We start from the raw sequence: 24,453 nt of genomic DNA, 5'->3' as shown, positions 1-24,453 counted from the left end.
GAGAAGGTTCACCGAAGGCTCAGTGCACGCTCACCGGCGCATAGTCATTCTCGCGCGCCAGGATGAAAGCCAGCCGCCGGTCGGCGACCAGCGCCAGACGGGTGCCCTGTTCATCATGCACGGAATAGATGTGATCGCGGCCCTCGGCCTGGGCCTGTACCTCTTCGGGCAGATCATCGACGGCGACCGAGCGCACATAGACGATCTTTTCATGTGTCTCATCGACACCGGGAACATGTGGGTAGCGCGTTTCCATGATCTATCCTTTCCTGATCTGAATGGTTTGCACGATGGTGTCCGGCTTGGCCCGGGTCAGGTCGATATGCAACAGCCCGTTTTCCATCGAGGCGCCGGTCACATCGACCCCGTCGGCCAGCACGAAGGAACGCTGAAACTGTCGCCCGGCGATGCCGCGATGGAGAAAGACGCGCTCCGGATCGTCCTCGGACTGACGACCGCGCACCACGAGCTGACGGTCCTCGAGCGTGATCCCGAGATCACCTTCGGCAAACCCGGCCACGGCCAGAGTGATCCGATAGGTATTCTCGGAAGATTGTTCAATATTATAGGGCGGATAGCCCCCGGCGTCGGATTTTGCCGTGCGCTCCACCAGACGTTCCAGCTGATCAAATCCCAACAGGAACGGATGGGCGCCAAAACTCACTTTCGTCATCTACACGTCCTCTCTCGGAAGCGACTGTGTCCAAGTCCCGGGTCCCGTTTGCGGCAACCCGTCTGGTATAAATATGGGGAATGGCAACCATGGCTTCAAGGGCCTGCCGCCGCGCCTCTCAGAGGGCTTTGAGTTTCGAACAATTGCGGCTAGACTGAGGCCATCGCCCTGCCCCCCGTGACCCTGCCCGCGCGAGATCATGGACCGGGGCTCTCGCGTGGCACACCGCCACCGCCAAGGAAAGCCAGAGACAACGCGATGAACGTGTCCAACCGTATGGAACAGAATGAGGTGCTTCGGGTGAAGCTCGAAGTGCTCAAACGCGAACACCGCGACCTCGATGCGGCGATCGAAGCAATGCAGGAAACCGGCCATCTCGATGCCCTGCGATTGCAACGGATGAAAAAGCAGAAACTGGCGTTGAAAGACCGGATCGCCGTGCTCGAAGATCAGATCACCCCGGACATCATCGCCTAAGCCTCATCCCCTGCGCATCGGGCCTGCGCATCCGGGTCCAAGGTCGGCCCCAAGGCCTGCCCATGACCGGTGCAGATACGCGGGCAGATTGCGCGCAAGCTTCATTGCGTAAATCAACGCAATTGCTATAAGGCGGGCAAGCGAAACCTTCCCGGGAGATCAAGCCATGAGCGTCGACGTCGGCATCATCATGGGCAGCCAGTCCGACTGGCCCACCATGAAACGCGCAGCGGAAATTCTCGATGAATTGGGCATCACTTACGAGGCTAGGATCGTCTCCGCCCACCGCACGCCGGACCGGCTCTGGAGCTATGGCAAAGAGGCCGCCGGGCGCGGGCTCAAGGTGATCATCGCCGGTGCCGGCGGGGCCGCGCACCTGCCCGGCATGATGGCATCCAAGACCCGCGTGCCGGTCATTGGTGTACCGGTTCAGACCCGCGCGCTTTCGGGCGTCGACAGCCTCTATTCCATCGTCCAGATGCCGAAAGGCTTCCCGGTGGCCACCATGGCGATCGGCGAAGCGGGCGCGGCCAACGCAGGCCTGATGGCGGCGGGCATTCTGGCGATCAACGATGCGGCGCTGGCCGAGCGTCTGGACGCCTGGCGCGAAGCGCTTTCGGCCTCCATCCCTGACGCCCCTGTCGATGAGTGAGGCGCAGATGACCGAGCCGCAGATCCTCGTCCCCGGCGCCACCATCGGCATTCTCGGCGGCGGCCAGCTGGGCCGCATGCTCTCTGTCGCCGCCTCTCGCCTGGGCTTCAAAACCCATATCTATGAGCCGGGGGCAAATCCGCCCGCCGGCCATGTCGCGGATGTGGTGACCACGGCCCCCTACGAAGACGAGGCCGCGCTCAAGGCCTTTGCCGATGCCGTCGATGTCATCACCTACGAGTTCGAGAACGTGCCGACCTCGGCGCTCGATCTACTGGACTCCGTGAAACCGATCCGCCCCAACCGCAAGGCATTGGCGGTGTCGCAGGACCGTCTGGTCGAAAAGGCGTTCCTGTCCGAACTGGGCCTCAAGGTTGCGCCCTATGCCGCCGTCGACGACGATGTCGATCTGGCGGAGGCGCTGGTGGAGATCGGCGCGCCGGCGATCCTCAAGACCCGGCGTTTCGGCTATGACGGCAAGGGACAGGCCCGGATCATGGCGCCCGAAGAGGCGGATCAGGCGCTCAAGGACATGGCCGGGGCGCCGTCGATTCTCGAGGGCTTCGTGGAGTTTTCCCACGAGATCTCGGTGATTGCCGCGCGCGGTCAGAGTGGCGATATCTCTTGCTTTGACCCGGGCGAGAACGTCCATAAATCCGGCATTCTGCACAGCACCACGGTGCCCGCCCGGCTCTCGCCCGCACAGCGCACCGACGCGGTGCTTCTGGCGGCCAAGATCCTGAATGCGCTGAATTATGTCGGCGTGATGGGCGTTGAGCTCTTCGTCACATCAGGTGGTTTGGTGGTCAACGAGATCGCCCCCCGCGTGCACAATTCCGGTCACTGGACCCAGAACGGTTGTGTCATCGACCAGTTCGAACAGCACATCCGTGCGGTGGCGGGCTGGCCCCTGGGCGATGGCAAACGGCACTCGAATGTCGAGATGCTGAACCTCATTGGCGACGATGTGGACCGTATCCCGGAATTTGCCAAGGATGGCGCGGTCGCGATCCATCTCTATGGCAAGACGGATGTGAAACCGGGCCGCAAGATGGGCCATGTGAACAAGATCACCGGGCCTGCGTGAGCTCTGGCCCGGCCCGGGTTTTCGGCCTTCCGGCCTGGCTAGCCGTCTCTAGATCGACAGAAACCGACGCGCGAATCGGCGCTTCGGCGCCTCCGGCCTTGCCCCCTGTGCAAGCTCCTTACGGGGCTCGCCATCCATGAGCCGCTCATAGGCCTCCGGGTAGATCAGGCGATGAGTCGACATGCCCGTGCCCGGCGCAATCGGGTAGAGCGAGGTGTGCTCCGCCATCATCGGCAGCTCCAGCTTCGAGGCCGCCAGTTGCGAAAACCCCACCCGGGAGAAATATTTCGGGTCCGCCACGACCACCACGGCCCTGGCCCCCTCGCGTCTGGCATGATCCATGCCATGCGCCACCAGTTCCCGGCCCATGCCACGTTTGTGATACATCGGCGAGACCGCCAGGATCGACAGCGCCCACCAGTCTTCCGGCACCACCATGCGGGCGCAGCATATATAGCCGAGGAGCGTGTCGCCCTCATAGGCGATCCGCTCCATCGCCACGGCATTCTCCGCGCGCAGCTCGCGTGCAAACTGATACATCTCCGGTCCGCCGAATGTCGTGTCCATCAAAACGGACAGGGGAATCTCGTCATTGGCGGTCAGTGCGCGCAAATGCATGGCGAACCTCGTTAAATACACTCTCCGGGTTATGGTGCAGGCGCAGCATAAATCAGACAAGGCAGAAGTTCACCCGGCCCGGCAAAACCGGGTCATTTCAGGACAATTCGTCTTCTTATTGGGCGATTTTTACCACAGGGCGCGCAAAAGACCTGCTCTGCCGATGCCGGACGATGGTCGAAACCTCAGCCGGCAAAGAAGCTTGGCCCGGCCCAGCGGGTCACCAGAGCCCCGACCCCCGCGAGGGCAACGGCAAAGACCGCAAGCCAGCCGAGGAAGGGCACCAGCCCGATCAGCGCGAGCAGCACGGCACCGGCAAAGGCCGCCATGGCACGCTCGCCCGTGCTCTCCGGCAGGGTGCGGCCGGCGGCGGTGATCGCTTTCACGCCCAGCACATAGGTGCCGATGAGATAGCCGGTGAGGCCCAGAAGCAGCGCGGCGAAAAGCGCAATCGGCGCGATGATCGCCCCGATCCCGGTCAGGATCAACAGCGGCACGGCGCCAACCGCGGCGGCGAGCCCCAGAAAGCCGATCCACAAGACCCGCGCCGGATCATCGAGCGCCGTGCGGCGCAGCGCCGCGATCCAGCCCGGCGCCACGGCGGCAAGAATGGTGGCGAGGACACCGGTCACCACGACACCGCGCAGGAATCCACCCAGGGCGTGGCCGAAACCGCGCTCCGCCCCCATCGCAGCCCCGGGCATATCGGGATGGTCCCGCTCGAATTGCGACATGTCATGGCGGGTGACCCGTGCGGCGGGGGCAACGCTCTCGGGCACACTCAGCTTGCTGTCCTCATCGAGGTACAGCGCCACATTGCCCACAACCGAGGCCCCGTCTGTCCAGGTGACATGTTCAGCAGAAAGCGCCAGATCGCCGAGGATCTGACCGCTGATCACCACATCTTCACCGGCGAGGATCGCGCTCCCCGCCACCGGGGCGCTCAGGCTGACTTTCGAGCCGGTGGCGCGCAGATCGCCCGAAACCGGTTGGGTGATCTCAACATCATACCCGGCGAGTGTCGCGTCGCCGGCCACTGCGCCATTCACCGTGACATTCATCCCGGCGGCATAAAGGTTTTCGCCGACGTCAGATGTGATTGTGACATTGCGTCCGACCGTATGGGCGGAGCCCGCGACCGGGCTCAGAACCGAGACGGTTTGGCCGGCAGCAAAGAGATCGTCCACCGCCTCGCCCGAGAGCGTGACCGTGCGCCCGGCCAGGAAAGCGTCACCGCCAAAGCGGAAATCCCCACCGTCCTCCCCCGCCGCCAGTGGCGCGGCGAGACCGGTGACAAGGCTTGCGATGATAAGAAACGCGGGAAAACGCATGGAACGACCCTCCACTCATGTTACAGAAGTTAACATGCGCCTCGCGAGGGAGATTTTAAAGAGGGAAAGCACACGAAATTTGCGGGGCACACAAAAGCGACCGGTCGGCTGTGCGGGACCTTGCTGCCATTGGAGGTTTGGCGCAGAGCCGTGACAAGCCTGCCCGTGGGGTGGCGATCCGGCAAATGTACGGTGCGCTTTATACTATCAAATACATCTAAGATGTGAGGTCATCGCGCGGCTCCAATGCGCCGGCCCGCCGGGACGGGCAGGCGCAGGCGCGGCGGCCTTCGGCCTTGTCCCGCGCGCAGAACGCCAATGTCCCCAAAGAGCTCCAAGCCCACACACGACCGGACCACCTCCGGTCCCGCGAGACCTCGTCCCCCATATATATGGCATCAAAAGAAAAGGGCCGCCCGAGGGCGACCCTTTCATAACCTGGCTGAGCTATACGCTTTCCCTTTCGGCAAAATGGCCTCCCGGCCATTCGCCTGTCGGGTAACGCGCCCTTCCTTCGGAAGGACGACTTACATCATGCCGCCCATGCCGCCCATGCCGCCCATGTCGGGCATGCCGCCGGCAGCGCCGCCGTCTTTCGACGGTTTGTCGGCAACCATGGCTTCGGTGGTGATCAGCAGGCCAGCCACGGAAGCAGCGTCTTCCAGAGCGGTGCGGGTCACTTTCGCCGGGTCGATCACGCCGAATTTGAACATGTCGCCATATTCTTCGGTCTGAGCGTTGAAGCCAAAGGTGTTGTCAGCGGATTCGCGGACCTTACCGGCCACCACAGCGCCGTCGACACCAGCGTTTTCAGCGATCTGGCGCAGCGGCGCTTCGATGGCTTTCTTGACGATGGAGATACCGGCGTCCTGATCCGGGTTGGCGCCTTTGAGGCTGTCGAGGCCTTTGCCGCACTGAACCAGGGCCACACCGCCGCCGACGACGATGCCTTCCTGCACAGCTGCGCGGGTGGCGTTCAGAGCATCATCGACGCGGTCCTTGCGCTCTTTCACTTCGACCTCGGTCATGCCGCCAACGCGGATGACAGCAACACCGCCGGCGAGTTTGGCAACGCGCTCTTGCAGTTTCTCACGGTCGTAATCCGAGGTGGTTTCCTCGATCTGGGTGCGGATCTGGGCCACGCGGGCTTCGATCTCGGCTTTCTCGCCGGCACCGTCAACGATGGTGGTTTCGTCTTTGGTGATAGTGATTTTCTTGGCCGAGCCGAGCATGTCCATGGTGACATTTTCGAGCTTCATGCCGAGATCTTCGGAGATCACCTGACCGCCGGTGAGGATCGCGATGTCCTGCAGCATGGCTTTGCGACGATCGCCGAAGCCCGGGGCTTTGACGGCCGCGATTTTCAGGCCGCCGCGCAGTTTGTTGACCACGAGGGTCGCCAGCGCTTCGCCTTCCACGTCCTCAGCAATGATGAGAAGCGGTTTCTGGGACTGGATGACCTGCTCGAGGAGCGGCACCATCGGCTGCAGCGAGGAGAGTTTTTTCTCGTGCAGAAGCACGATGCAGTCTTCCAGCTCGGCAACCATCTTGTCCGGGTTGGTGACGAAATAGGGCGACAGGTAGCCACGGTCGAACTGCATGCCTTCGACCACGGTGGTCTCGGTTTCCATGCCTTTGTTCTCTTCGACGGTGATCACACCGTCATTGCCGACTTTCTGCATCGCGTCGGCGATCTGCTGACCGATCTCGTGTTCGCCGTTGGCGGAGATGGTGCCAACCTGGGCAACTTCTTCCGAGTCGGCAACCGGACGGGCGGCGGCTTTGATCGCTTCGACGACATTGGCGGTGGCGAGATCGATACCGCGCTTCAGGTCCATCGGGTTGAGACCGGCAGCAACCTGCTTGAGGCCTTCCTTGATGATCGCCTGGGCGAGCACGGTGGCGGTGGTGGTGCCGTCGCCGGCCTCGTCATTGGTGCGGGAAGCGACTTCCTTCACCATCTGAGCGCCCATGTTTTCGAACTTGTCTTCGAGCTCGATCTCTTTGGCAACCGACACACCGTCTTTGGTGATGCGCGGGGCGCCGAAGGATTTTTCGAGGACCACGTTGCGGCCTTTCGGGCCGAGGGTCACTTTCACAGCATCGGCGAGGATGTTCACGCCCTTGAGCATGCGGTTGCGTGCGTCGACGTCAAACTTGACTTCTTTAGCCATTGTTCACTCCGTAAATTCTTGAGTTCAGGTCAGACGGGCTCAGGCGATGATGCCGAGGATGTCCGACTCTTTCATGATGAGCAGCTCTTTGCCGTCCACGGTGATTTCCGTGCCGGACCATTTGCCGAACAGGACAACGTCGCCTTCCTTGACGGAGGGGGCGATCAGCTCGCCGCTGTCTTTGCGCGCGCCTTCACCGACGGCGACAACTTTGCCCTCGGCGGGCTTTTCTTTTGCGCTATCGGGGATGATGAGACCACCAGCGGTCTTTTCGTCGCTCTCAACACGTTCGACCACAACGCGGTCGTGCAGCGGTTTGAATGCCATCTTCGAGGCTCCTTCGCTCAAAGTTTCAGTTATACGGGCCGCCCCTCCCGGGCGGTGTAAATTTGCCGTTAGCACTCACCTAAGGCGAGTGACAACGCCGCATAGTTAGGAAGAGGGATGGGGTGAGTCAACAGGGGAGATGGGGAAAAATCCGCCGCGGCGCGGCGAGGGAGCGGAAGCCTATCAAGACATGTTAGAAGCAGATACCGACGTGCCAGTTGCTTGATAATTTCTTAGAACGACAGAATTGAGCCCTTACCAGACATTCGCACGTAGCACCCTCGTGCGGAATCAAGGCCGTAGGCCGCCGCACATCGCTGACGCGTCCCGCGCGGCGGCGATTTTGTCAGGTTCAGGCAACGTGTTGAGCTTATTCGGATTTGGCTGAGATAAATCGAGAGGTTCAGCGGACAAGCTCGCCACCGCCCGCGTCATCGAGGTGCGGCTTCCGCCCAAATAACGAACGTCCACTTCGTCCGCAAACCTGACTTTCACTCCATCGCCCCATAAACCCCCGTCTCAACCTTTTCAAACCAGCCATAATGATTGTCCCGCATCATCCGGGTGGCGTGTTTGACGCCGGTGGCCTTCGCCACTTCCGCCCCTTTCGAGGGCCCGTGCTCCATCAGATAGGCCCGGCATTTCTCGGCATCTTGGCGGTAAGCGGTGACGCGTCCGCCCGCCGGCGTTCCGCCGAGGTTCGGGTCGCCGTCGCGTTTGTGGAACTCGGCCAGAAGTTTTTCGGTCTTGGCCTTGCTCTTGCGCGGCACAAAGGGACGCGGATCGTGATGGACCTGCACAGTGCCTTTCGCTGGGCCTTTCGCTGTCCCCCCCGCGACATGCACCGAGATCACGCCCAAGCCCAGCCGCTTGCACAGCCCAAGGTTTCCCTTGAACATCCGCCAACCGGCCTTGCCCTTCCACCGGGGCACGGCGAGATAGACGTGATCAGACATCGCCTGCCGCGCCACGCCTTGTTGCAAAAGCTGGAGGGTAAAGCCGGTTTTCAGCTCGACGATCACCGGAGGCTCACCGTCCTTCACCGCCACCACATCGGCGTCGCGTACCTCGGCTTTCACCTGATAGCCCAGCGCCTCGAAATGCGCTTTCACGGGCGGGTAGAGATCGGTTTCACGCAGCTTGGTCATGGCATCCGTGATACAGGCAAGCCGTGAGCGCTCACAAGTGGTGACAAGCCATGCTGCACTGCCTATAAGGCCGGTAAATTGACCATTTGCGAAGGACAGATCTGCATGACCACGCTTGTTTTCGGCCACAAATCCCCCGACACCGATTCCACCGGTTCGCCGCTCATCTGGGCCTGGTACCTCAATGAGGTGAAAGGCGTCGACGCCAAAGCCGTCCTTCTGGGCGAGCCGAACACCGAGGCCGCTTTCGTCATCGAGAAATGGGGTTTCGAGAAGCCGGAGATCATTTCCGAAGTGGCCGAAGGTCAGGATGTCGTCATCGTCGACACCAACAACCCGGCCGAGCTGCCCGACGCGATCAACGCCGCCAATGTGACCGCGATCATCGACCACCACAAGCTGGTCGGCGGTCTCGAGACCAAAGGCCCGATCGACATCACCATCCGTCCGCTGGCCTGCACCGCCACCATCATGTACGACCTGATGGGCGATGATGCCGACAAGATGCCCGACAATATCAAGGGCGCGATGCTGTCCTGCATCCTCTCCGACACGCTCGAGTTCCGCAGCCCCACCACCACCGACGTGGACAAGGCGCTGGCCGAGAAACTGGCCTCCGAGCTGAACATCAACTTGGGCCAATACGCGTCTGAAATGTTCGAAGCCAAATCCGACATTTCCGCCTTCTCCGACGCCGAGCTGATCCGCATGGACTCGAAGGAATACGAGGTCGAGGGCACCAAGTTCCGCGTCTCCGTTCTGGAAACCACCGCGCCGAAACTGGTGCTCGACCGCAAGGCCTCGATCATGGAGAGCTTCAAAGCGGTGGAAGCCGAAGATGGTGTCGATCAGGTGCTTCTGTTCGTCGTCGACATCCTCAACGAAGAAGCCACCTTCTTTGCTCCGAACGATCTGTGCAAAACCGTGGCCGAGAAAAGCTTCGGTGCCACCGTCGAGGGCGACAGCGTCGTGCTGCCGGGCATCATGTCCCGCAAGAAACAGATCATCCCGAACCTCAAAGTCTGATCGACTTTGTCCCGGCGATACGATTGAAAGGGGTGCGGTATCCGCGCCCCTTTTTCATTTGCCCATTCGAGAGCCCCCATGTCCGCCCCCCTGTTGTTCCGCCTCACCGCCTATCTGGCTTTCGCGCTCTGTGCCGCGCTGCTCATCGCCCCCGGGCTGTTTTCCGCGATCTTCGGGCTGGACGCGTCGACCGGCGGCGAGGTCATGGCGCGGCGAGCCGGCGTGCTTTTTGCGCCGATCGGGCTGATCTATCTGCAATTGGGCGCGTCCGGGAACCAGCAAGTGCGGCGCGCGCTTTTGTCGGCCGGGACGCTGTTGATGATCGCCATGGCCCTCCTAGGCCTCACCGAGCTGATCCTTGGCCGTGCCGGCCCCGGCATTCTCGTGGCGGTGTCCGTCGAGGTCATTCTCGCGGCCCTCTATTTGAAAGTGACCCGAGATGCTTAAATCCCCCGATTTCATGCGCGAGATGAAACGTGGCGAGGAGAGCGCCGTGAGCGCGCTTCTGACCGATGCTTTCGGGCAAAAAGACGAAGCCGCGCTGGTCGAAAGCCTGCGCAAATCGCGCGCCATCGCCGGCGAAATGGTTCTGCCGATGCGCACAGAAACAGGCACTGAGATGATCGGCTACGCGGCACTATCGAAAATGACCTCCCCCAAAGGCTGGCTCTGCCTCGCGCCGGTGGCCATCCGCCCGGACCTGCAAGGCCGAGGCTATGGCAAGCGTCTGGTGGGCATGATCACGCAATGGGCGGAACTGTCCGGCCAGACGTTGGTGGTGCTGGGTGACCCGGAGTTCTACAGCCGCTGCGGCTTTGCCCCCATCGCCGAGGGGTTCACCTCGCCCTACCCGCTCGACCACACGCTCACCGCCGGACCGGCCAAGACCAAGGTGAAAAGCCTGACCTATCCGAAAGCCTTCGGCTGAGGATTCGGCGGGGGATCAGTTCCGCGCGATTTTCGCGACAACCGGCTGATAGCCGCTGGCGATCTGTGCTTTCATCCCGCCGCTCACCGAGACGATCCGATTGGGGATCGTGCCGGCCAGAAGCTGTGCCGCGCGGCGGGTGCGATTGCCAGACCGACAGACCAGGATCAGGTCACGCCCGTCGGCAAGCTCCGGACCGATTTTGGCGAGAAAGCTCTCGGGATCGTTGAACGTGGCGAGTGTCGCGCCATCGATCACCCCGGTCTCGGCCCATTCCTCGGGCGTGCGGATATCGACGATCAACCCACCCGTGTCCTTCATCTGCGCCACGGTCATCACCTGTTCCTCAAACCCCGCAGGCTTGTGGCGCGCGCCCATGAAACCGAAGACGGCCGCGAAAACCGCGGCACCGCCGAACACGAGAAAGCGGCGTTTGCCCTGATCCGTCATGCGTATCTCCTTTGCATCCGGAAGAATTTGCCCGCAGTGCATCGGACAGGCAAGTCCCAAGGTGTCGCAGGGCGTGTCGCAGAAGCTATCACAGGCTTTCGCCCGCCTTCGAAGCTGACACTTTTCTTTCGCGCAACAGCCCTATAGCAAGGGGTCGAACCGAATACGGAGCCCGCACATGACCCGCCTGATCCAAGAGCTGTCCGAGATTTCCACCAATTACGACGCGCTGTTCGTCGATCTCTGGGGCTGCGTCCACAATGGCGTCACCGCCTTTCCCGAAGCCTGCGCGGCGCTGCAGAAATATCGTGCCGGCGGCGGCAAGGTGGTGCTGGTGACCAACTCGCCGCGCCCCTGGCGCTCGGTCGCCGATCAGATCCGCGACTTCGGCGTGCCGGACGACGCTTATGACGCCATCGCCACCTCGGGCGACTCCGCCCGCATGGCGATGTATCTCGGCGTCGTCGGCCAGAAGGTCTGGCATATCGGCGAGATGTTCGAGGCGGATTTCTTCCAGCCGATGGATATTCTCGACGAGGCGCTCGACGTGCAGGTGGTGCCGCTGAAAGAGGCCGAGGGCATCGTCTGTTCCGGCCCCGAGGACCCGCTGGCCGATCCGGAGCTCTACCGCCCGCAATTCCTCTACGCCAAACAGAAGGGGCTGAAGCTCTTGTGCGCCAACCCCGACATTGTCGTAGATCGCGGCGAGGTCCGCGAATGGTGCGCCGGCGCGCTGGCGGCGCTCTATACCGAAATGGGCGGCGAGAGCCTGTATTTCGGCAAGCCGCATCCGCCGATCTACGATCTGGCGCGGCGCCGTCTGGCACAGATCGCCCCCGTGGATGACAATCGCATCCTTTGCATCGGCGACGGCATCGGCACCGATGTCATGGGCGGCATCGGCGAAGGGTTCGACGTGTTGTTCATCACCGGCGGTCTGGCGGCGCAGGAATTCGGCCCCGACCCGGTGAACCCGGACCCGGAGCGCCTCAAGATCTGGCTGGCGGATCAGAACCTGTCGCCGACGGCGGCGATCTCGTTTCTGCGGTGAAGGGCTGTTTGGCGGAACCTTGCCCCGGTTCGAACGGCGCGGCAGCGCCCGGAATCAAGACGAAGCTGCCGGCAGGCCTGACACCACATTCGCGCAACATGCGGTCACCACGTAATTTTTGACCCAATATAGCGCCAACATAAAAATTTTATTGCGCGCAATATTGTTTCTTGGTGAATTCTTCGCTATGCTGCACCGCAACATACGAAGGATTCGGAGATCATGTTGGACAATCAGCCCCGCGGAACCATCTGCATCGAGGACATCGAGATCGGCATGACGCGCTCTTTGCGCAAAACCGTTACCGATCATGACATCGAGCTGTTCGGAGAGGTTTCGACCGACCATAACCCGGTGCATTTCGACGATGCCTATGCCAAGGACACGATTTTCGAAGGCCGGATCGCCCATGGCATGCTCACCGCCGGGCTGGTTTCCGCCGTGATCGGCGAACAGCTTCCCGGCCACGGCTCGATCTATCTCGGCCAGACGCTGAAGTTCATGGCGCCCGTGCGCCCCGGTGATACCGTAGTTGCGCAAGTCACCGTGACCGATATCGATCACGCGAAACGCCGGGTCGGCCTTGATTGTCAGTGCACAGTGGGCGATACCGTGGTGCTGAAAGGCGAGGCAAAAGTGCTTGCGCCGAGCCGTAAATTCGACTGACGACGCGGGGGCTCCCCGCGAGGAGCCCCATGCAGATCTACACGCACTGGACCGATATTCCTGAAACGGCGCGCGGTTGTTCCGCCGCCATTGGCAATTTCGACGGGGTCCACCGTGGCCACCGCCACGTGATCGATCTGTCACGCAATGATACGCCGCAGAAAAGCCCGCTTGGGCTGGTGACCTTCGAACCGCATCCGCGCGAATTCTTTGCCCCCGGCGCCCCCCCCTTTCGCCTGATGAATGCCGAGGCCAAGGCCAACCGGCTGGCGAAACTCGGCATCGAGCATCTGTTCCAGCTGCCCTTCGACGCCGAACTGGCCGCCATGTCGCCCGAAACCTTCGCCCGCGAAGTAATCGTGGAAGGGCTTGGCCTCTCTCATGTGGTCGTCGGCGCGGATTTCCGCTTTGGCGCGAAACGCGCGGGCACGGCCGAGGCGCTCAAGGCCTTTGGGGCCACCATGGGCTTTGACGTCACCATCGCCGAGCTTCTGGAAACCGACAGCGGCGTGTCGTCTTCCTCGGCGATCCGCGTCGCACTGGCCGAGGGCGAGCCGAAGAAGGCCGCGGATATGCTCGGGCACTGGCACCGGATCGAGGGCAAGGTCGGCCATGGCGACAAGCGCGGTCGCGAACTGGGCTTCCCGACCGCAAACATGTCGATCGAAGGGCTGCACGCCCCGAAATTCGGGGTCTATGCGGTCTTTGTCGATGTGCTCACCGGTCCGCACAAGGGCCAGTATCAGGGCGCGGCGTCGCTCGGCGTCAAACCGACTTTCGGCGCCAATCTGCCCTGTCTCGAGACCTTCATTTTCGACTTTTCCGGCGATCTCTATGACGAGCATCTCTCGATCGCCTTCGTCGAGTACCTGCGCCCCGAACTGGTGTTCACCGGGCTGGAGCCGCTGATCGAACAGATGAATGCCGATTGCGATCAAGCGCGCGAGATCCTCAAGGCGCACGCATGAGCCTGCGCAAGAGGTTCTGGGAGACCGTTCCCCTCAGCAAGATGAGCGAAGAGGAATGGGAAGCGCTCTGTGATGGTTGCGGCAAATGCTGCCTCAACAAGATCGAGGATGCGGACACCGGCGAGGTGTTTCTGACCCGCGTCGCCTGTCGGCTTCTGGATGATTATTCCTGCCAATGCGGGCAGTATCAGATCCGCAAGAAGCTGGTGCCCGAATGCATCCAGCTCAGCCCCTCGAATATCGAAGAGCACGCCTATTGGATGCCCGCCACCTGTGCCTACCGGCTGTTGTGGCAGGGCCGTTCCCTGCCCGAGTGGCACCCGCTTCTGACCGGGGACCCGGAAAGCGTCCATGCCGCCGGAATTTCCGTGCGCAACCGCACCGTGCCGGAATTCGAGGTCGACGAGGAAGATTGGGAAGATCACATCATCGAGGAGCCCAGCTGATGCAATTTGCCTCTGACAACACATCCGGCGTCCATCCGAAACTCATGGAAGCGCTGGCGAAAGCCAACGAGGGCTATGCCCCGGCCTATGCGGGGGACCGCTGGACCGCCGAGCTGACCGAACGTCTGCGGGACATGTTCCAGGCCCCCGATGCGCTGATCTACCCGATGACCTCGGGCACCGGCACCAATGCCGCGCTGCTGGCGGCGATGTCCCCGCCCTGGGGCATTCTCTATTGCCACAAGAGCGCGCATATCGAAGTGGACGAGCGCAATTCCGTGCCCTTCTATTCCGGTGGCGCCAAGCTCAAACCCCTGCCCGGGGTCGGCAGCCGCCTTGACCCTGAGGAGCTCAGGCAGGCGGTGATCGCGGACAGCGCCAAGGACGACATCCACGCCAGCCCACCTGTGGGCGTCTCGATCACCAACCTCACCGAATTCGGCGAATTGTACCGCCCGGCGGATATTGCCGCTCTGGCCGATGCGGGGCGCCTGCCGCTGCATCTCGATGGCGCACGCTTTGCCAATGCCATCGCCGCCTCTGGCACCTCGCCCTGGGAAATGACCCGCGAGCTGTCCGCGCTCTCGCTTGGCGCGACCAAGACCGGGGCGATGGCCGCAGAGGCCGCGGTGATCTTTGACCCAAGCCTCAAACAGGCCTTCGAGAGCCAGCGCATGCGCGGCGGGCATAACCTGTCGAAAGCCCGCTATGTCTCGGCGCAGATGCTCGCATGGCTCGAGGATGATCTCTGGCTGGAGCTCGCGACGCAGGCCAATGCCATGGGCGCGCGTCTGGCCAAGGGGATCAAGGAGATCGGTGGCGAACTGGCCTACAAGGTCGATGGCAATCTGGTCTTTGCCCGCCTGCCCCGCGCCGCCCATCTCAAGGCCAAGGCGAAAGGCGCCGCCTATCACCTCTGGGGCACTGGCACGGCGCTCACCGGCGATCCGGAAGAGCCGCTTCTGGCGCGTTTCGTGGCGAGCTGGTCGACCACCGAAGCCGATGTGGACGCGCTCTTGGCGGCACTAAGCGACTGAGGCGGCGGCGCTCGAACCGGCAGCGATGCGGGACTTTCCTGCCATTTGAACGAAGTGGTGTTCGGCACGGAACAAGGCCGAAGGCCGCCGCGCCTGCGCCTGCCCATCCCGGCGGGCTGGCGCATTGTCATCCGCGCGCAGACCTCAGATCATCGATGTATTTTGCACCATAAAGTGACCCGCTCAGCCGTTTGAGCGCCACCCCACGGGCAGGCTTGTCACGGCTTGAGCAGAAGGGGCAATGTCCCCAAAGGGCTCAATGCCGCCATCGGGCAAACACCCTCACAAACTCCCCAGATACGCGTCGAGCATATCGAGACGGTCCTGCCCCCAGAAGCGTTCATCCGTGTCGGTGATGATGTAGAAGGGCGAGCCGAAGACGCCGACACTCACCGCATCCTCGAGGTTCTTCGCATAGGTCTCGGCGCCTTTGAGCATGCCGGTCATCGACAGCATCGGGTCGAAACCGCTGGCTTTCAGCGCCTCGGTGATCACCGCGTCATCTGCGATGTCGCGATCCTCTTCCCAAACGGCTTTGAGCAGGCGCTGCACCAATCCGTCGAGATCGCCCTCGGCGCCATTCTCCAGCGCCTCCTGCGCCGCAATCACGGCATAGGAGCCAGGCGCCGCATTGGTCGGCCAGAAGGCCGGCTGAAACTTCATCGGCTTGCCAGCCTGCGCCGCGAAACGCTTGAGCTCCTGCATGCGGTAGATCTTGCGCCCTTCCGGGCGGTCCGCCGGGCGCGGGGCACCGAGACGGTCGAACATCGTCAGAATGTCGAAGGGCTTGTAACGCACCGTTGCACCGTGTTTTTCCGCAATTTCGGCAAAGCGGTCGCCAGCGAGATAGGTGAAGGAGGAAAGCAGGGAAAAATAATAGTCGATATGGGCCATTTGCGCGCTCCAGGGGCTGCCAGATGTTTGCAAGAAGCTAGCGGGGTGGTAAGCGGTGTCAACGTTACGATTCCGTGACGGTCCCCGCGCCAAATACGCCAAAACACCTTGGGAAAAGCTGCCATGCCCACATCTCATGAACCGAAACTCATCTCCGGCAATGCCAACCGCACGCTCGGCAATGCCATTGCCCGCCGCCTGTCGATGCATCGCGGCATGTCGATCGACCTGTGCGACGCCCGTGTCGAACGGTTCAACGATGGCGAGATTTTCGTCGAGGTCTACGAGAACGTGCGTGGTGAGGACATGTTCGTCATTCAGCCGACATCCAACCCGGCCAATGACAATCTCATGGAACTCTTGATCATCACCGATGCGCTGCGCCGCTCTTCGGCCGGTCGCATCACCGCCGTGGTGCCCTATTTCGGCTATGCCCGCCAGGACCGCCGCACCAAGGCCCGCACGCCGATCACCGCCAAGCTCGTCGCCAATATGATGGTCGAAGCCGGCATCGAACGGGTTCTCACCCTCGATCTGCACGCGACGCAGATCCAGGGCTTCTTCGACATTCCGGTCGACAACCTCTATGCTTCGCCGGTCTTTGCGCTCGACATCAAACATCATTTCAAGGACGGGCTCGAGGACATCATGGTGGTCTCGCCGGACGTCGGCGGTGTGGCCCGTGCCCGTGAGCTTGCCAAGCGCATCGACGCGCCGCTGTCCATCGTCGACAAACGCCGCGAAAAGCCGGGTGAGGTCGCCGAAATGACCGTGATCGGCAATGTCGAAGGCAAGAAATGCATCATCGTCGATGACCTCGTGGACACCGCTGGCACGCTCTGCAAAGCCGCCGATCTGCTGATGGAAAAGGGTGCGGCCGAAGTCCACGCCTATATCTCGCACGGTGTGCTCTCCGGCCCGGCGGTCGAGCGCGTGACCAACTCGAAACTCTCCTCGCTGGTGATCACGGATTCGATCGAAGCCACCGAAGAAGCCGCGAAATGCAAGAACATCCGCGTGGTCCCCACCGCGCCCTTGTTCGCGCAGGCGATCATCAACACCTGGAACGGCACCTCGGTGTCCTCGCTGTTCGAAGACAAGACGCTGGTGCCGCTCTATGAGGGTGTCTATCACCCGTAAGGCTTATGCAGCCCTGCCGGAAAAGACGACAGCGCGGAGGGCTCGGCCCTTCGCGCTTTTTATATGGGTCTGCTGTGCGGATGGGGCGGACGATTGAGAGGAGGGCCATTCGGCCGGAACAAGGCAAAGCCCCCGCGCACGCCCTCAGTACAGCTCCCAGTCATCCTCATGGCGCACCGGGCCGAAAGCGGTCCAGTCGGCGCGAACGCGGGCAATCTTTGTGTCGCCCCAGGTGCGGAAGACGATGACGAACCCGTCCTCGGTCACCATCTCGGCGGAAATATCGACGCGGTGATTGGTGGACTGATCGATGTCGAGCATCGACAGACTGGTCTGAACCACGGGCGGGCAGGTGAAATGCTCGTCGAACTCGACGATGCGGCGCAGCTCACGCGGCCCCTTGCCGGTCCACATCGCGCCCCCGTCCTGAAAATCGGAAAAGAGCAAAAGGGATCCCTGCGCAATCCCCAGCTGATGACTGTCAATTCTCAACATGCGTTTCTTGGTCTCATACCCCGAGGGCAGATTGCCCCGAAACGCGGGCGAAAGGGAAGAGGGAAAGGGTTAACGAGACCCGATCCTCAGAACTGCGGCTTTCCCGCATGTTTGGCCCGGATCTTGGTGATGATCTCGGGCCGGTCGATGCGGTCGAGTTCCTGTTGCCCCTCCCCCGTCATGTCGAGCCCGTTTGTGGCACAGAGCGACGCCAGGGTGACCATCACCCCGCCCACCTCTTGTGCCGCATCGCCGGGCGGGCGCGAGAACACATAGTCCACCAGCTGATGGGCAAACGCGCGCGTCGCCCCGAGCGATTGCACCAGCTCCAGGGATTCCTCGAGAAAGCGGCGGTTGCGCTCTGCCCCATCCATGGCCACCTCTTCGCCAAAACAGGCAAGCACCCAATCGTGGACCCGGTCCTGATAGTTCTTGTCCATTTCTCTCCCTCAAAACCGCGCCAAGATCCGCGCAAACAAAGCCGGAAATGCTCAGTTCAACAACCCGTGACTCTGTGGGGATACTCCAAAGGGCCCCGCCTCTCCGCGCACAGTAAGTGTCTGCCCGGGACGGGCGGCCTTCTCAAGCGCAGCCCCAACACAAACGATCCCGGTTTCCGTCTCCGGGACGAGCTGCACTTTCAAAGGGGTTTTACAGGTGAACTTTGATCGCATGGAAGCGGCCCCAAGCACACGGTACTCATGTGTCTCGACTGGGTTTTCCGTCACAAAGTTGCTGACCCAGACAATCGTACTGGCAGGGCGCATGATGAAGGGGCTCAACAGGTAGATCAGCGTCACCGTCCACGCAAAAATGGGTGTCTTGAGCCTCAAAGCAGGCCCTTCTCCACTGCACGCTTGCGCCCTAAGAAACACCAACAGAAGAAGAACAATGACATAGGCCGCATAGGCAAGGCCAAGAGACTTCATCAATTGAAACCCTCGTTCCGTCGGCAAGCTATGTAGAAAGATACCGCCGTAAATGAAGAACAGCGGCAACAAGGCCAACAGGTTGACCAAAAGACTTAGCCAGCCTTTTTGCCGCACATCCCGACGCGATTTGAACCACCGAAGTTCGCCCAGAATTCCCGGCGGTTTTACCCGTGCCTCCATCCCGCTATAGGCAAGGCCCGGTCGGACATGGCTCAGCAGGAAGCCGAAGGTCACCAGAGGCAAGGCCATCAGTGCAAGCTCCTGAAACCACGGTCCGAACAGATCCACGAAGGGTTGCGATTGAAACGTCAGCATGGTGAAAAACAGCCAGAGGAGAATAAACATCGCGAGCCGCAGGCGCCTGCCGGAGAAATAGCGCTCAAACCTGCTCAAACCAGACTGCAGCAGGAGCAATAGGGCAAACCCGCCCTGCAGCGCCGAAATCGCGGCGCTCAATCCGGCATTTCCCCAGTTTTCGTGATAGACCCAGCGCCCCGCTATTCCCAAAACGACGGATGCGGCCAGAAGGCTCAGCAACCCGGTCAACCAAGCGGAAAGATCGCTGAACAAACGTCTCCAAAGCATCGCATCACATCCAAATCTCTTCTTTCAATGGGCCCATGAAAGTCGGGAGATCTGGCATAAAAAAGGCCCCGGCGTGGTCGACGCGGGGCCTTTCGAATTTGCTGTCCGACCAATCAGAGATTGGTGTGGAACCCGAGATCTTCGGCGATATGCACCAGATCGGCGAGGAAGGAATGCGTGTCCGCCTGCTCTTCCTGAGACGCCTTGTCGTGCTGGGCACGCGCTTTTGCGATCAGATCGGTGACGATCTCCTGAGACATTTCTCCGCGCGGCATGGCCACTTCGGCCAGCACAGAGATGTTCTCCGGAGACAGTTCGGCAAAGCCGCCCGTCACGATGAACTCCAGCTCACCTTCCGGCCCGTTCGCGATCAGGAGACCGGGGCGCAGGGTGAGGATGGTGGGCTCGTGGCCCGCCATCGCAGTGAGTCGACCTTCGGAACCCGGGATCTGCACCGTCTCCACGGGAACGGAAGCCAGCTTCCGCTCAGGCGAGACGAGATCAAATTGGACTGTAGCCATCAGAGGCCTCCTTCCGGGGTTCTATTAAGCAGCTTCCGCGGCCAGTTTCTCGGCTTTCGCGAGCACTTCACCGATGCCGCCGACCATGTAGAAGGCCGCTTCCGGCAGGTGGTCGTATTCGCCGGCCACAACTGCTTTGAAGGACGAGATCGTGTCCTCGAGCGGAACCTGCACACCGTCGGAGCCGGTGAACACCTTCGCCACGTCGAACGGCTGGGAGAGGAAACGCTGGATTTTCCGGGCGCGGGCCACGGTCAGCTTATCTTCTTCCGAGAGTTCGTCCATGCCGAGGATGGCGATGATGTCCTGCAGCGACTTGTAGCGCTGGAGGATACCCTGCACGTCACGGGCAACCTGGTAATGCTCTTCGCCGACGATCTGCGGGTCGAGGATCCGGGACGAGGAGTCCAGCGGGTCCACGGCCGGGTAGATGCCGAGCTCGGAGATCGCACGGTTGAGAACGGTCGTTGCGTCGAGGTGCGCAAAGGTCGTGGCCGGTGCCGGGTCGGTAAGGTCATCGGCGGGCACGTACACAGCCTGGATCGAGGTGATCGAGCCGTTCTTGGTCGAGGTGATGCGTTCCTGCATCGCGCCCATGTCGGTGGCCAGCGTCGGCTGGTAGCCCACAGCGGACGGGATACGGCCGAGAAGTGCGGACACCTCGGAACCGGCCTGGGTGAAGCGGAAGATGTTGTCGACGAAGAACAGCACGTCGGTGCCGGACTGGTCGCGGAACTGTTCCGCGAGGGTCAGACCGGTCAGGGCAACGCGGGCACGGGCCCCCGGAGGCTCGTTCATCTGACCGTAGACCAGAGCCACCTGCGACTCGGACAGGTTGTCCGGCTTGATGACGTTGGATTCGATCATCTCGTGGTACAGGTCGTTGCCTTCACGGGTCCGCTCACCCACACCGGCGAACACGGAGAAGCCCGAGTGCACTTTCGCGATGTTGTTGATCAGTTCCATGATGAGAACGGTTTTGCCCACGCCGGCGCCGCCGAAGAGACCGATCTTACCACCTTTGGAGTAAGGCGCGAGAAGGTCGATCACCTTGATGCCGGTGACGAGGATGGAGGTCTCGGTCGCCTGTTCGGCGAACTCGGGAGCTTCCGCGTGGATCGGACGGGTTTCGGTGGCTTCCACCGGGCCCTTTTCGTCGACCGGCTCGCCGATGACGTTGAGGATACGGCCAAGCGTCGCGTTGCCCACCGGGATGGTGATCGGGCCGCCGGTGTCGGTCACGGACTGACCGCGCACGAGACCTTCGGTCGCGTCCATTGCGATGGTCCGAACGGTGTTCTCGCCGAGGTGCTGAGCCACCTCGAGCACCAGACGGTTGCCGTTGTTGTCGGTTTCAAGCGCGTTGAGAATTTCAGGAAGCGCATCTTCGAACTGCACGTCCACAACGGCGCCAATCACCTGGGTGATTTTGCCTTTTGCGTTTGCCATGTGTCTATACTCCGGGTCTTAGAGCGCTTCAGCGCCCGAGATGATTTCGATAAGCTCGTTGGTGATCACGGCCTGACGCGAGCGGTTATACTCGATGGTCAGCTTGTCGATCATGTCGCCTGCGTTGCGGGTGGCGTTGTCCATGGCGGACATCCGCGCGCCCTGCTCGGAGGCGGCGTTTTCCAAGAGAGCCGAGAAGATCTGCGTTGCCACACCACGCGGCAGAAGGTCGGCAAGAATGCCTTCCTCGGAGGGCTCGTAATCGTAGAGCGCGCCGGCATCCCCCTCTTCGGCCTCATAGGCCGCGGGAATGATCTGCTGTGCGGTCGGGATCTGCGTCACGACGTTCTGGAACTTCGCGTAGAAGATCGTCGCCACGTCGAACTCGGCCTCATCGAATTTCGCCAGAAGATCCTTGGCGATCTCCTGCGCATTCGCATAGCCGATTTTCTTGACCTCGGTGAGGTCCACGTGACCGACGAAAAGATCCGCATATTCCCGTTTCAGCTGTTCCCGGCCTTTTTTGCCGACGGTGAGAATTTTCACCACCTTGCCTTTGGCCTGGAGTTCAGCGATCCGGGTCTTGGCGAGCTTCACGATATTGGTGTTGAAACCGCCGCAGAGACCTTTCTCAGATGTCATGACGACAAGCATTTGCACATCGTCTTTGCCGGTCCCGGCCAAAAGCCGGGGCGCGGTATCGGAGCCACCAACCGAAGCCGACAGCGCACCCAGCACAGCGTTGAAACGCTCTGCATAGGGGCGCGAGGCCTCAGCCGCATCCTGGGCGCGACGGAGCTTGGCCGCCGCGACCATCTGCATGGCCTTGGTGATCTTGCGGGTCGATTTGACCGACGAGATCCTGTTTTTGAGATCCTTGAGGCTGGGCATAAAAGCGTCCTTTAAGGATTAAGCGTAGGTTTTGGCGAATTCGTCCAGAACCGCTTTGAGCTTGTCGGCGGGCTCGCCTTTGATCTTCGGATCCTCGTTGGTGATCCACTCGAGAACATCGGCTTTCTGGTTGCGCATGAAGTCCAGGAGCTGGGCTTCGAACTTGCCGACTTCGGAAACCGGGATGTTGTCCAGGTAGCCGTTGGTGCCGGCGAAGATGGTGACAACGATTTCGGCGTTGGTCAGCGGCGAGTATTGCGGCTGTTTCATCAGCTCGGTCAGGCGCGCACCACGGTTCAGCAGCTGCTGGGTGGAGGCGTCGAGATCGGAGCCGAACTGCGCAAAGGCCGCCATTTCGCGATACTGAGCCAGCGACAGCTTCACCGGACCGGCGACGGAAGACATGGCTTTCGTCTGGGCCGAGGAACCAACGCGGGACACCGAGAGACCGGTGTTCACGGCCGGGCGGATACCCTGGTAGAACAGCTCGGTTTCGAGGAAGATCTGACCGTCGGTGATCGAGATCACGTTGGTCGGAATAAAGGCGGACACGTCGCCACCCTGGGTCTCGATGATCGGCAGAGCGGTGAGCGAGCCGGCGCCGAAGTCTTCGTTCAGCTTGGCGGAACGCTCGAGCAGGCGCGAGTGGAGGTAGAACACGTCACCCGGGTAAGCTTCACGCCCCGGCGGACGACGCAGCAGCAGCGACATCTGACGATAGGACACGGCTTGCTTGGAAAGGTCATCGTAGATGATCAGAGCGTGTTTGCCGTTATCACGGAAATATTCGGCCATCGCGGTCGCGGCATAGGGTGCCATGAACTGCATCGGAGCCGGGTCGGACGCGGTTGCGGCCACGACGATCGTGTATTCGATCGCACCGGTTTCCTCGAGCTTCTTGACGAGCTGAGCCACGGTGGAGCGTTTCTGGCCGATCGCGACGTAGATGCAGTAGAGCTTCTTGTTCTCGTCGTCACCAGCAGCGTCGTTGTAGGACTTCTGGTTGAGAACGGCGTCGAGTGCGACGGCGGTTTTACCGGTCTGACGGTCGCCGATGATCAGCTCACGCTGGCCGCGGCCGATCGGGATCATGGCGTCGACGGACTTGAGGCCGGTCGCCATCGGTTCGTGCACGGATTTACGCGGGATGATGCCCGGGGCCTTGACGTCGGCGATGCGACGCTCGGAAGCCTCGATGGCGCCTTTGCCGTCGATCGGGTTGCCCAGACCGTCGACCACGCGGCCCAAAAGCGCGTCACCGGCCGGCACGTCCACGATGGACTTGGTGCGCTTGACGGTGTCGCCTTCTTTAATGTCACGGTCGGACCCGAAGATCACGACGCCGACGTTATCGGCTTCGAGGTTGAGCGCCATCCCGCGGATACCACCGGGGAATTCGACCATCTCACCGGCCTGAACGTTGTCGAGGCCGTACACACGCGCAATACCGTCACCGACGGAGAGCACGCGGCCCACTTCAGCAACTTCGGCCTCCTGGCCAAAGTTTTTAATCTGCTCCTTAAGGATCGCAGAAATTTCAGCTGCCTGGATTCCCATTATCCGACCTCTTTCATTGCATTCTGGAGGGAGTTGAGCTTGGAGGCGATCGAGGTGTCGATCATCTTCGAGCCCACCTTAACGACAAGACCGCCGATGAGAGTTTCATCCACGGTCGCATTGATGTTCACGGTCTTACCAAAGGTCTCGGAGAGGGTCTTGGCAAGTTTGGTGCTTTGCGTCTTGGTCAGCGCCTTGGCGGAGGTGACCTCGGCCGTCACTTCACCGCGCTCTTCGGCCAGAAGACCGGCGAGCCCGGAGACGAGCTGCGGCAGAGCGAAAAGACGGCGGTTCTGGGCCATGAGCGCCAGCGTGCTGGACACGAAATCCGTCAGGCCGGCCTTTTTGGCAATCGCGGTGATCGCGGCTTCCAGCTCTTCGCGGGTGTAGACCGGCGAAGAGATCAGAGCCTTGAGATCGTCGCTTTCGGAGAGCGCTGTCGACAGCGTCGCCACGTCCCCTTCAAGCGCCTTGATGGCGTTGCTTTCCTTGGCCAGTTCGAAAACGGCCTTTGCGTAGCGTGCGGCAATGCCGCTGGAGATCGAAGCTGGTTCGGACACGTCCACCCTTCCGATGTCTTAGGGCCCGAGCCCTCCCCGACCCTTTGAACAGGCTCTTTGGAAAAGTCCGGGCAGATTGTTTGTCCCGCGCGCGAGCCGCGCAGGCAGCAAAATCAGAGCGGATGTAGCAGAGGCTCCTCCTCCTCGCAACCATGTTGCGCCACTTTAGCGCCAACAGCGTAAAACTTGCTTCATTTACATTTCAGTAGCTTATCGGATTTGCGACACCGTGGCGCAAAAAAATGTCTCAGCCGCGGGCTGAGAGCCTCACGGAATCGTGTGATTCCTCCTGGCTTCGCCGGGAATCCACGTAGCGCGCCATTCAAAATGCCTCAAGATCGGGCAGCACATACGGCGCTGATATATTCGG

General features: G+C 61.4%; 29 protein-coding genes. 12 read left to right on the top strand and 17 right to left on the bottom strand.

Annotated features, from left to right (window positions below; translation table 11 throughout):
* Positions 1-19: 19 nt before the first annotated feature.
* On the bottom strand, positions 20-256 hold the full coding sequence (locus tag BM151_RS17590) for a DUF1150 family protein (RefSeq protein WP_090062069.1): 237 nt from the start codon (positions 254-256) through the stop codon (positions 20-22).
* 3 nt (positions 257-259) lie between these two features.
* Positions 260-673, bottom strand: a complete 414-nt coding sequence (locus BM151_RS17585; RefSeq protein ID WP_090062068.1) for an Hsp20 family protein — start codon at positions 671-673, stop codon at positions 260-262.
* A 258-nt stretch (positions 674-931) separates the two neighbouring features.
* Here BM151_RS17585 and BM151_RS17580 point away from each other — a divergent pair, with 258 nt between their 5' ends.
* From BM151_RS17580 to BM151_RS17570, 3 genes are all read left to right on the top strand, one after another.
* Complete coding sequence (locus tag BM151_RS17580) at positions 932-1,150, top strand: YdcH family protein (protein WP_090062067.1); 219 nt, start codon at positions 932-934, stop codon at positions 1,148-1,150.
* Positions 1,151-1,316: 166 nt separating this feature from the next.
* On the top strand, positions 1,317-1,802 hold the full coding sequence (gene purE, locus BM151_RS17575) for a 5-(carboxyamino)imidazole ribonucleotide mutase (protein WP_090062066.1): 486 nt from the start codon (positions 1,317-1,319) through the stop codon (positions 1,800-1,802).
* Positions 1,803-1,809: 7 nt separating this feature from the next.
* Positions 1,810-2,889 (top strand): 5-(carboxyamino)imidazole ribonucleotide synthase, encoded by a 1,080-nt coding sequence (locus BM151_RS17570; RefSeq protein ID WP_090062065.1) that lies wholly within the window; start codon positions 1,810-1,812, stop codon positions 2,887-2,889.
* Positions 2,890-2,937: 48 nt separating this feature from the next.
* On the opposite strand, the gene BM151_RS17565 is transcribed toward BM151_RS17570, so the two are convergent.
* The 5 genes from BM151_RS17565 to BM151_RS17545 form a co-directional block, all read right to left on the bottom strand.
* Positions 2,938-3,507 (bottom strand): GNAT family N-acetyltransferase, encoded by a 570-nt coding sequence (locus BM151_RS17565; RefSeq protein ID WP_090062064.1) that lies wholly within the window; start codon positions 3,505-3,507, stop codon positions 2,938-2,940.
* A gap of 185 nt (positions 3,508-3,692) precedes the next feature.
* Entirely contained in the window at positions 3,693-4,838 is a 1,146-nt protein-coding gene (locus BM151_RS17560; protein WP_090062063.1) for a DUF8173 domain-containing protein, read from the bottom strand.
* A 527-nt stretch (positions 4,839-5,365) separates the two neighbouring features.
* Entirely contained in the window at positions 5,366-7,012 is a 1,647-nt protein-coding gene (groL, locus tag BM151_RS17555) for a chaperonin GroEL (RefSeq protein WP_090062062.1), read from the bottom strand.
* A 39-nt stretch (positions 7,013-7,051) separates the two neighbouring features.
* Entirely contained in the window at positions 7,052-7,339 is a 288-nt protein-coding gene (gene groES / locus BM151_RS17550) for a co-chaperone GroES (RefSeq protein WP_090062061.1), read from the bottom strand.
* Positions 7,340-7,830: 491 nt separating this feature from the next.
* Positions 7,831-8,487, bottom strand: a complete 657-nt coding sequence (locus tag BM151_RS17545; protein WP_177213203.1) for a DUF2161 domain-containing phosphodiesterase — start codon at positions 8,485-8,487, stop codon at positions 7,831-7,833.
* Between the two features lie 105 nt (positions 8,488-8,592).
* On the opposite strand from BM151_RS17545, the gene BM151_RS17540 reads away from it, so the two are divergent.
* The 3 genes from BM151_RS17540 to BM151_RS17530 all read left to right on the top strand — a co-directional run bounded on the left by BM151_RS17540 (position 8,593) and on the right by BM151_RS17530 (position 10,441).
* Positions 8,593-9,513 (top strand): manganese-dependent inorganic pyrophosphatase, encoded by a 921-nt coding sequence (locus BM151_RS17540; RefSeq protein ID WP_090062060.1) that lies wholly within the window; start codon positions 8,593-8,595, stop codon positions 9,511-9,513.
* Between the two features lie 78 nt (positions 9,514-9,591).
* Entirely contained in the window at positions 9,592-9,960 is a 369-nt protein-coding gene (locus BM151_RS17535) for a hypothetical protein (protein WP_090062059.1), read from the top strand.
* On the top strand, positions 9,953-10,441 hold the full coding sequence (locus tag BM151_RS17530) for a GNAT family N-acetyltransferase (protein ID WP_090062058.1): 489 nt from the start codon (positions 9,953-9,955) through the stop codon (positions 10,439-10,441). The genes BM151_RS17535 and BM151_RS17530 overlap by 8 nt, the downstream gene beginning before the upstream one ends.
* Before the next feature lie 15 nt (positions 10,442-10,456).
* Here BM151_RS17530 and BM151_RS17525 read toward each other — a convergent pair whose 3' ends face one another.
* Positions 10,457-10,891: a rhodanese-like domain-containing protein gene (locus tag BM151_RS17525; protein ID WP_177213202.1), complete on the bottom strand. Its 435-nt coding sequence runs from the start codon at positions 10,889-10,891 to the stop codon at positions 10,457-10,459.
* Positions 10,892-11,069: 178 nt separating this feature from the next.
* Here BM151_RS17525 and BM151_RS17520 point away from each other — a divergent pair, with 178 nt between their 5' ends.
* From BM151_RS17520 to BM151_RS17500, 5 genes are all read left to right on the top strand, one after another.
* Entirely contained in the window at positions 11,070-11,942 is an 873-nt protein-coding gene (locus BM151_RS17520) for a TIGR01459 family HAD-type hydrolase (RefSeq protein ID WP_090062056.1), read from the top strand.
* A gap of 222 nt (positions 11,943-12,164) precedes the next feature.
* Positions 12,165-12,608 (top strand): MaoC family dehydratase, encoded by a 444-nt coding sequence (locus tag BM151_RS17515; protein ID WP_090062055.1) that lies wholly within the window; start codon positions 12,165-12,167, stop codon positions 12,606-12,608.
* Positions 12,609-12,637: 29 nt separating this feature from the next.
* Positions 12,638-13,576: a bifunctional riboflavin kinase/FAD synthetase gene (locus tag BM151_RS17510; protein ID WP_090062054.1), complete on the top strand. Its 939-nt coding sequence runs from the start codon at positions 12,638-12,640 to the stop codon at positions 13,574-13,576.
* A complete protein-coding gene (locus BM151_RS17505) occupies positions 13,573-14,022 on the top strand; it encodes a YcgN family cysteine cluster protein (protein ID WP_090062053.1) in 450 nt (149 codons plus the stop codon). The genes BM151_RS17510 and BM151_RS17505 overlap by 4 nt, the downstream gene beginning before the upstream one ends.
* Positions 14,022-15,059, top strand: a complete 1,038-nt coding sequence (locus tag BM151_RS17500; RefSeq protein WP_090062052.1) for a threonine aldolase family protein — start codon at positions 14,022-14,024, stop codon at positions 15,057-15,059. Before BM151_RS17505 ends, BM151_RS17500 begins: the two co-directional genes overlap by 1 nt.
* A 282-nt stretch (positions 15,060-15,341) precedes the next feature.
* Here BM151_RS17500 and BM151_RS17495 read toward each other — a convergent pair whose 3' ends face one another.
* Positions 15,342-15,953 carry a 2-hydroxychromene-2-carboxylate isomerase gene (locus BM151_RS17495; protein WP_090062051.1) on the bottom strand — a complete coding sequence of 204 codons (612 nt, stop codon included), beginning with the start codon at positions 15,951-15,953 and terminating at the stop codon, positions 15,342-15,344.
* 123 nt (positions 15,954-16,076) lie between these two features.
* Here BM151_RS17495 and BM151_RS17490 point away from each other — a divergent pair, with 123 nt between their 5' ends.
* A complete protein-coding gene (locus BM151_RS17490) occupies positions 16,077-17,093 on the top strand; it encodes a ribose-phosphate pyrophosphokinase (protein ID WP_090062050.1) in 1,017 nt (338 codons plus the stop codon).
* Positions 17,094-17,237: 144 nt separating this feature from the next.
* Here the strand turns inward: BM151_RS17490 and BM151_RS17485 are convergent, their stop codons facing one another.
* From BM151_RS17485 to BM151_RS17450, 8 genes are all read right to left on the bottom strand, one after another.
* Entirely contained in the window at positions 17,238-17,588 is a 351-nt protein-coding gene (locus BM151_RS17485) for an H-type lectin domain-containing protein (protein WP_090062049.1), read from the bottom strand.
* An 86-nt stretch (positions 17,589-17,674) separates the two neighbouring features.
* Positions 17,675-18,028 carry a hypothetical protein gene (locus BM151_RS17480; RefSeq protein WP_090062048.1) on the bottom strand — a complete coding sequence of 118 codons (354 nt, stop codon included), beginning with the start codon at positions 18,026-18,028 and terminating at the stop codon, positions 17,675-17,677.
* Positions 18,029-18,079: 51 nt separating this feature from the next.
* The gene (locus BM151_RS17475) at positions 18,080-19,090 is read right to left on the bottom strand and encodes a hypothetical protein (RefSeq protein WP_143093124.1); all 1,011 of its coding nucleotides are present in this window, start codon (positions 19,088-19,090) and stop codon (positions 18,080-18,082) included.
* 128 nt (positions 19,091-19,218) lie between these two features.
* The gene (atpC, locus tag BM151_RS17470) at positions 19,219-19,626 is read right to left on the bottom strand and encodes an ATP synthase F1 subunit epsilon (protein ID WP_245781250.1); all 408 of its coding nucleotides are present in this window, start codon (positions 19,624-19,626) and stop codon (positions 19,219-19,221) included.
* A gap of 24 nt (positions 19,627-19,650) precedes the next feature.
* Positions 19,651-21,075 carry a F0F1 ATP synthase subunit beta gene (atpD, locus tag BM151_RS17465; protein ID WP_090062045.1) on the bottom strand — a complete coding sequence of 475 codons (1,425 nt, stop codon included), beginning with the start codon at positions 21,073-21,075 and terminating at the stop codon, positions 19,651-19,653.
* 18 nt (positions 21,076-21,093) lie between these two features.
* Complete coding sequence (locus BM151_RS17460) at positions 21,094-21,966, bottom strand: F0F1 ATP synthase subunit gamma (RefSeq protein ID WP_090062044.1); 873 nt, start codon at positions 21,964-21,966, stop codon at positions 21,094-21,096.
* A gap of 18 nt (positions 21,967-21,984) precedes the next feature.
* Positions 21,985-23,523, bottom strand: coding sequence for a F0F1 ATP synthase subunit alpha (gene atpA, locus BM151_RS17455; protein ID WP_090062043.1), 1,539 nt, complete (start codon positions 23,521-23,523; stop codon positions 21,985-21,987).
* Positions 23,523-24,083 carry a F0F1 ATP synthase subunit delta gene (locus BM151_RS17450; RefSeq protein ID WP_090062042.1) on the bottom strand — a complete coding sequence of 187 codons (561 nt, stop codon included), beginning with the start codon at positions 24,081-24,083 and terminating at the stop codon, positions 23,523-23,525. Before BM151_RS17450 ends, atpA begins: the two co-directional genes overlap by 1 nt.
* Positions 24,084-24,453 lie beyond the last annotated feature (370 nt).

Source organism: Celeribacter neptunius (assembly GCF_900113955.1).
GTDB lineage: Bacteria > Pseudomonadota > Alphaproteobacteria > Rhodobacterales > Rhodobacteraceae > Celeribacter > Celeribacter neptunius.
Note: the sequence above shows the minus strand (reverse complement) of the source record. Positions and strands in the feature narration are given on the sequence as shown.

What these genes read in the sequence shown, in the direction of transcription:
- BM151_RS17590 (WP_090062069.1), bottom strand. Translation starts at nt 256, where the DNA reads ATGGAAACGCGCTACCCACATGTTCCCGGTGTCGATGAGACACATGAA.
- BM151_RS17585 (WP_090062068.1), bottom strand. Translation starts at nt 673, where the DNA reads ATGACGAAAGTGAGTTTTGGCGCCCATCCGTTCCTGTTGGGATTTGAT.
- BM151_RS17580 (WP_090062067.1), top strand. Translation starts at nt 932, where the DNA reads ATGAACGTGTCCAACCGTATGGAACAGAATGAGGTGCTTCGGGTGAAG.
- purE (WP_090062066.1), top strand. Translation starts at nt 1,317, where the DNA reads ATGAGCGTCGACGTCGGCATCATCATGGGCAGCCAGTCCGACTGGCCC.
- BM151_RS17570 (WP_090062065.1), top strand. Translation starts at nt 1,810, where the DNA reads ATGACCGAGCCGCAGATCCTCGTCCCCGGCGCCACCATCGGCATTCTC.
- BM151_RS17565 (WP_090062064.1), bottom strand. Translation starts at nt 3,507, where the DNA reads ATGCATTTGCGCGCACTGACCGCCAATGACGAGATTCCCCTGTCCGTT.
- BM151_RS17560 (WP_090062063.1), bottom strand. Translation starts at nt 4,838, where the DNA reads ATGCGTTTTCCCGCGTTTCTTATCATCGCAAGCCTTGTCACCGGTCTC.
- groL (WP_090062062.1), bottom strand. Translation starts at nt 7,012, where the DNA reads ATGGCTAAAGAAGTCAAGTTTGACGTCGACGCACGCAACCGCATGCTC.
- groES (WP_090062061.1), bottom strand. Translation starts at nt 7,339, where the DNA reads ATGGCATTCAAACCGCTGCACGACCGCGTTGTGGTCGAACGTGTTGAG.
- BM151_RS17545 (WP_177213203.1), bottom strand. Translation starts at nt 8,487, where the DNA reads ATGACCAAGCTGCGTGAAACCGATCTCTACCCGCCCGTGAAAGCGCAT.
- BM151_RS17540 (WP_090062060.1), top strand. Translation starts at nt 8,593, where the DNA reads ATGACCACGCTTGTTTTCGGCCACAAATCCCCCGACACCGATTCCACC.
- BM151_RS17535 (WP_090062059.1), top strand. Translation starts at nt 9,592, where the DNA reads ATGTCCGCCCCCCTGTTGTTCCGCCTCACCGCCTATCTGGCTTTCGCG.
- BM151_RS17530 (WP_090062058.1), top strand. Translation starts at nt 9,953, where the DNA reads ATGCTTAAATCCCCCGATTTCATGCGCGAGATGAAACGTGGCGAGGAG.
- BM151_RS17525 (WP_177213202.1), bottom strand. Translation starts at nt 10,891, where the DNA reads ATGACGGATCAGGGCAAACGCCGCTTTCTCGTGTTCGGCGGTGCCGCG.
- BM151_RS17520 (WP_090062056.1), top strand. Translation starts at nt 11,070, where the DNA reads ATGACCCGCCTGATCCAAGAGCTGTCCGAGATTTCCACCAATTACGAC.
- BM151_RS17515 (WP_090062055.1), top strand. Translation starts at nt 12,165, where the DNA reads ATGTTGGACAATCAGCCCCGCGGAACCATCTGCATCGAGGACATCGAG.
- BM151_RS17510 (WP_090062054.1), top strand. Translation starts at nt 12,638, where the DNA reads ATGCAGATCTACACGCACTGGACCGATATTCCTGAAACGGCGCGCGGT.
- BM151_RS17505 (WP_090062053.1), top strand. Translation starts at nt 13,573, where the DNA reads ATGAGCCTGCGCAAGAGGTTCTGGGAGACCGTTCCCCTCAGCAAGATG.
- BM151_RS17500 (WP_090062052.1), top strand. Translation starts at nt 14,022, where the DNA reads ATGCAATTTGCCTCTGACAACACATCCGGCGTCCATCCGAAACTCATG.
- BM151_RS17495 (WP_090062051.1), bottom strand. Translation starts at nt 15,953, where the DNA reads ATGGCCCATATCGACTATTATTTTTCCCTGCTTTCCTCCTTCACCTAT.
- BM151_RS17490 (WP_090062050.1), top strand. Translation starts at nt 16,077, where the DNA reads ATGCCCACATCTCATGAACCGAAACTCATCTCCGGCAATGCCAACCGC.
- BM151_RS17485 (WP_090062049.1), bottom strand. Translation starts at nt 17,588, where the DNA reads ATGTTGAGAATTGACAGTCATCAGCTGGGGATTGCGCAGGGATCCCTT.
- BM151_RS17480 (WP_090062048.1), bottom strand. Translation starts at nt 18,028, where the DNA reads ATGGACAAGAACTATCAGGACCGGGTCCACGATTGGGTGCTTGCCTGT.
- atpC (WP_245781250.1), bottom strand. Translation starts at nt 19,626, where the DNA reads ATGGCTACAGTCCAATTTGATCTCGTCTCGCCTGAGCGGAAGCTGGCT.
- atpD (WP_090062045.1), bottom strand. Translation starts at nt 21,075, where the DNA reads ATGGCAAACGCAAAAGGCAAAATCACCCAGGTGATTGGCGCCGTTGTG.
- BM151_RS17460 (WP_090062044.1), bottom strand. Translation starts at nt 21,966, where the DNA reads ATGCCCAGCCTCAAGGATCTCAAAAACAGGATCTCGTCGGTCAAATCG.
- atpA (WP_090062043.1), bottom strand. Translation starts at nt 23,523, where the DNA reads ATGGGAATCCAGGCAGCTGAAATTTCTGCGATCCTTAAGGAGCAGATT.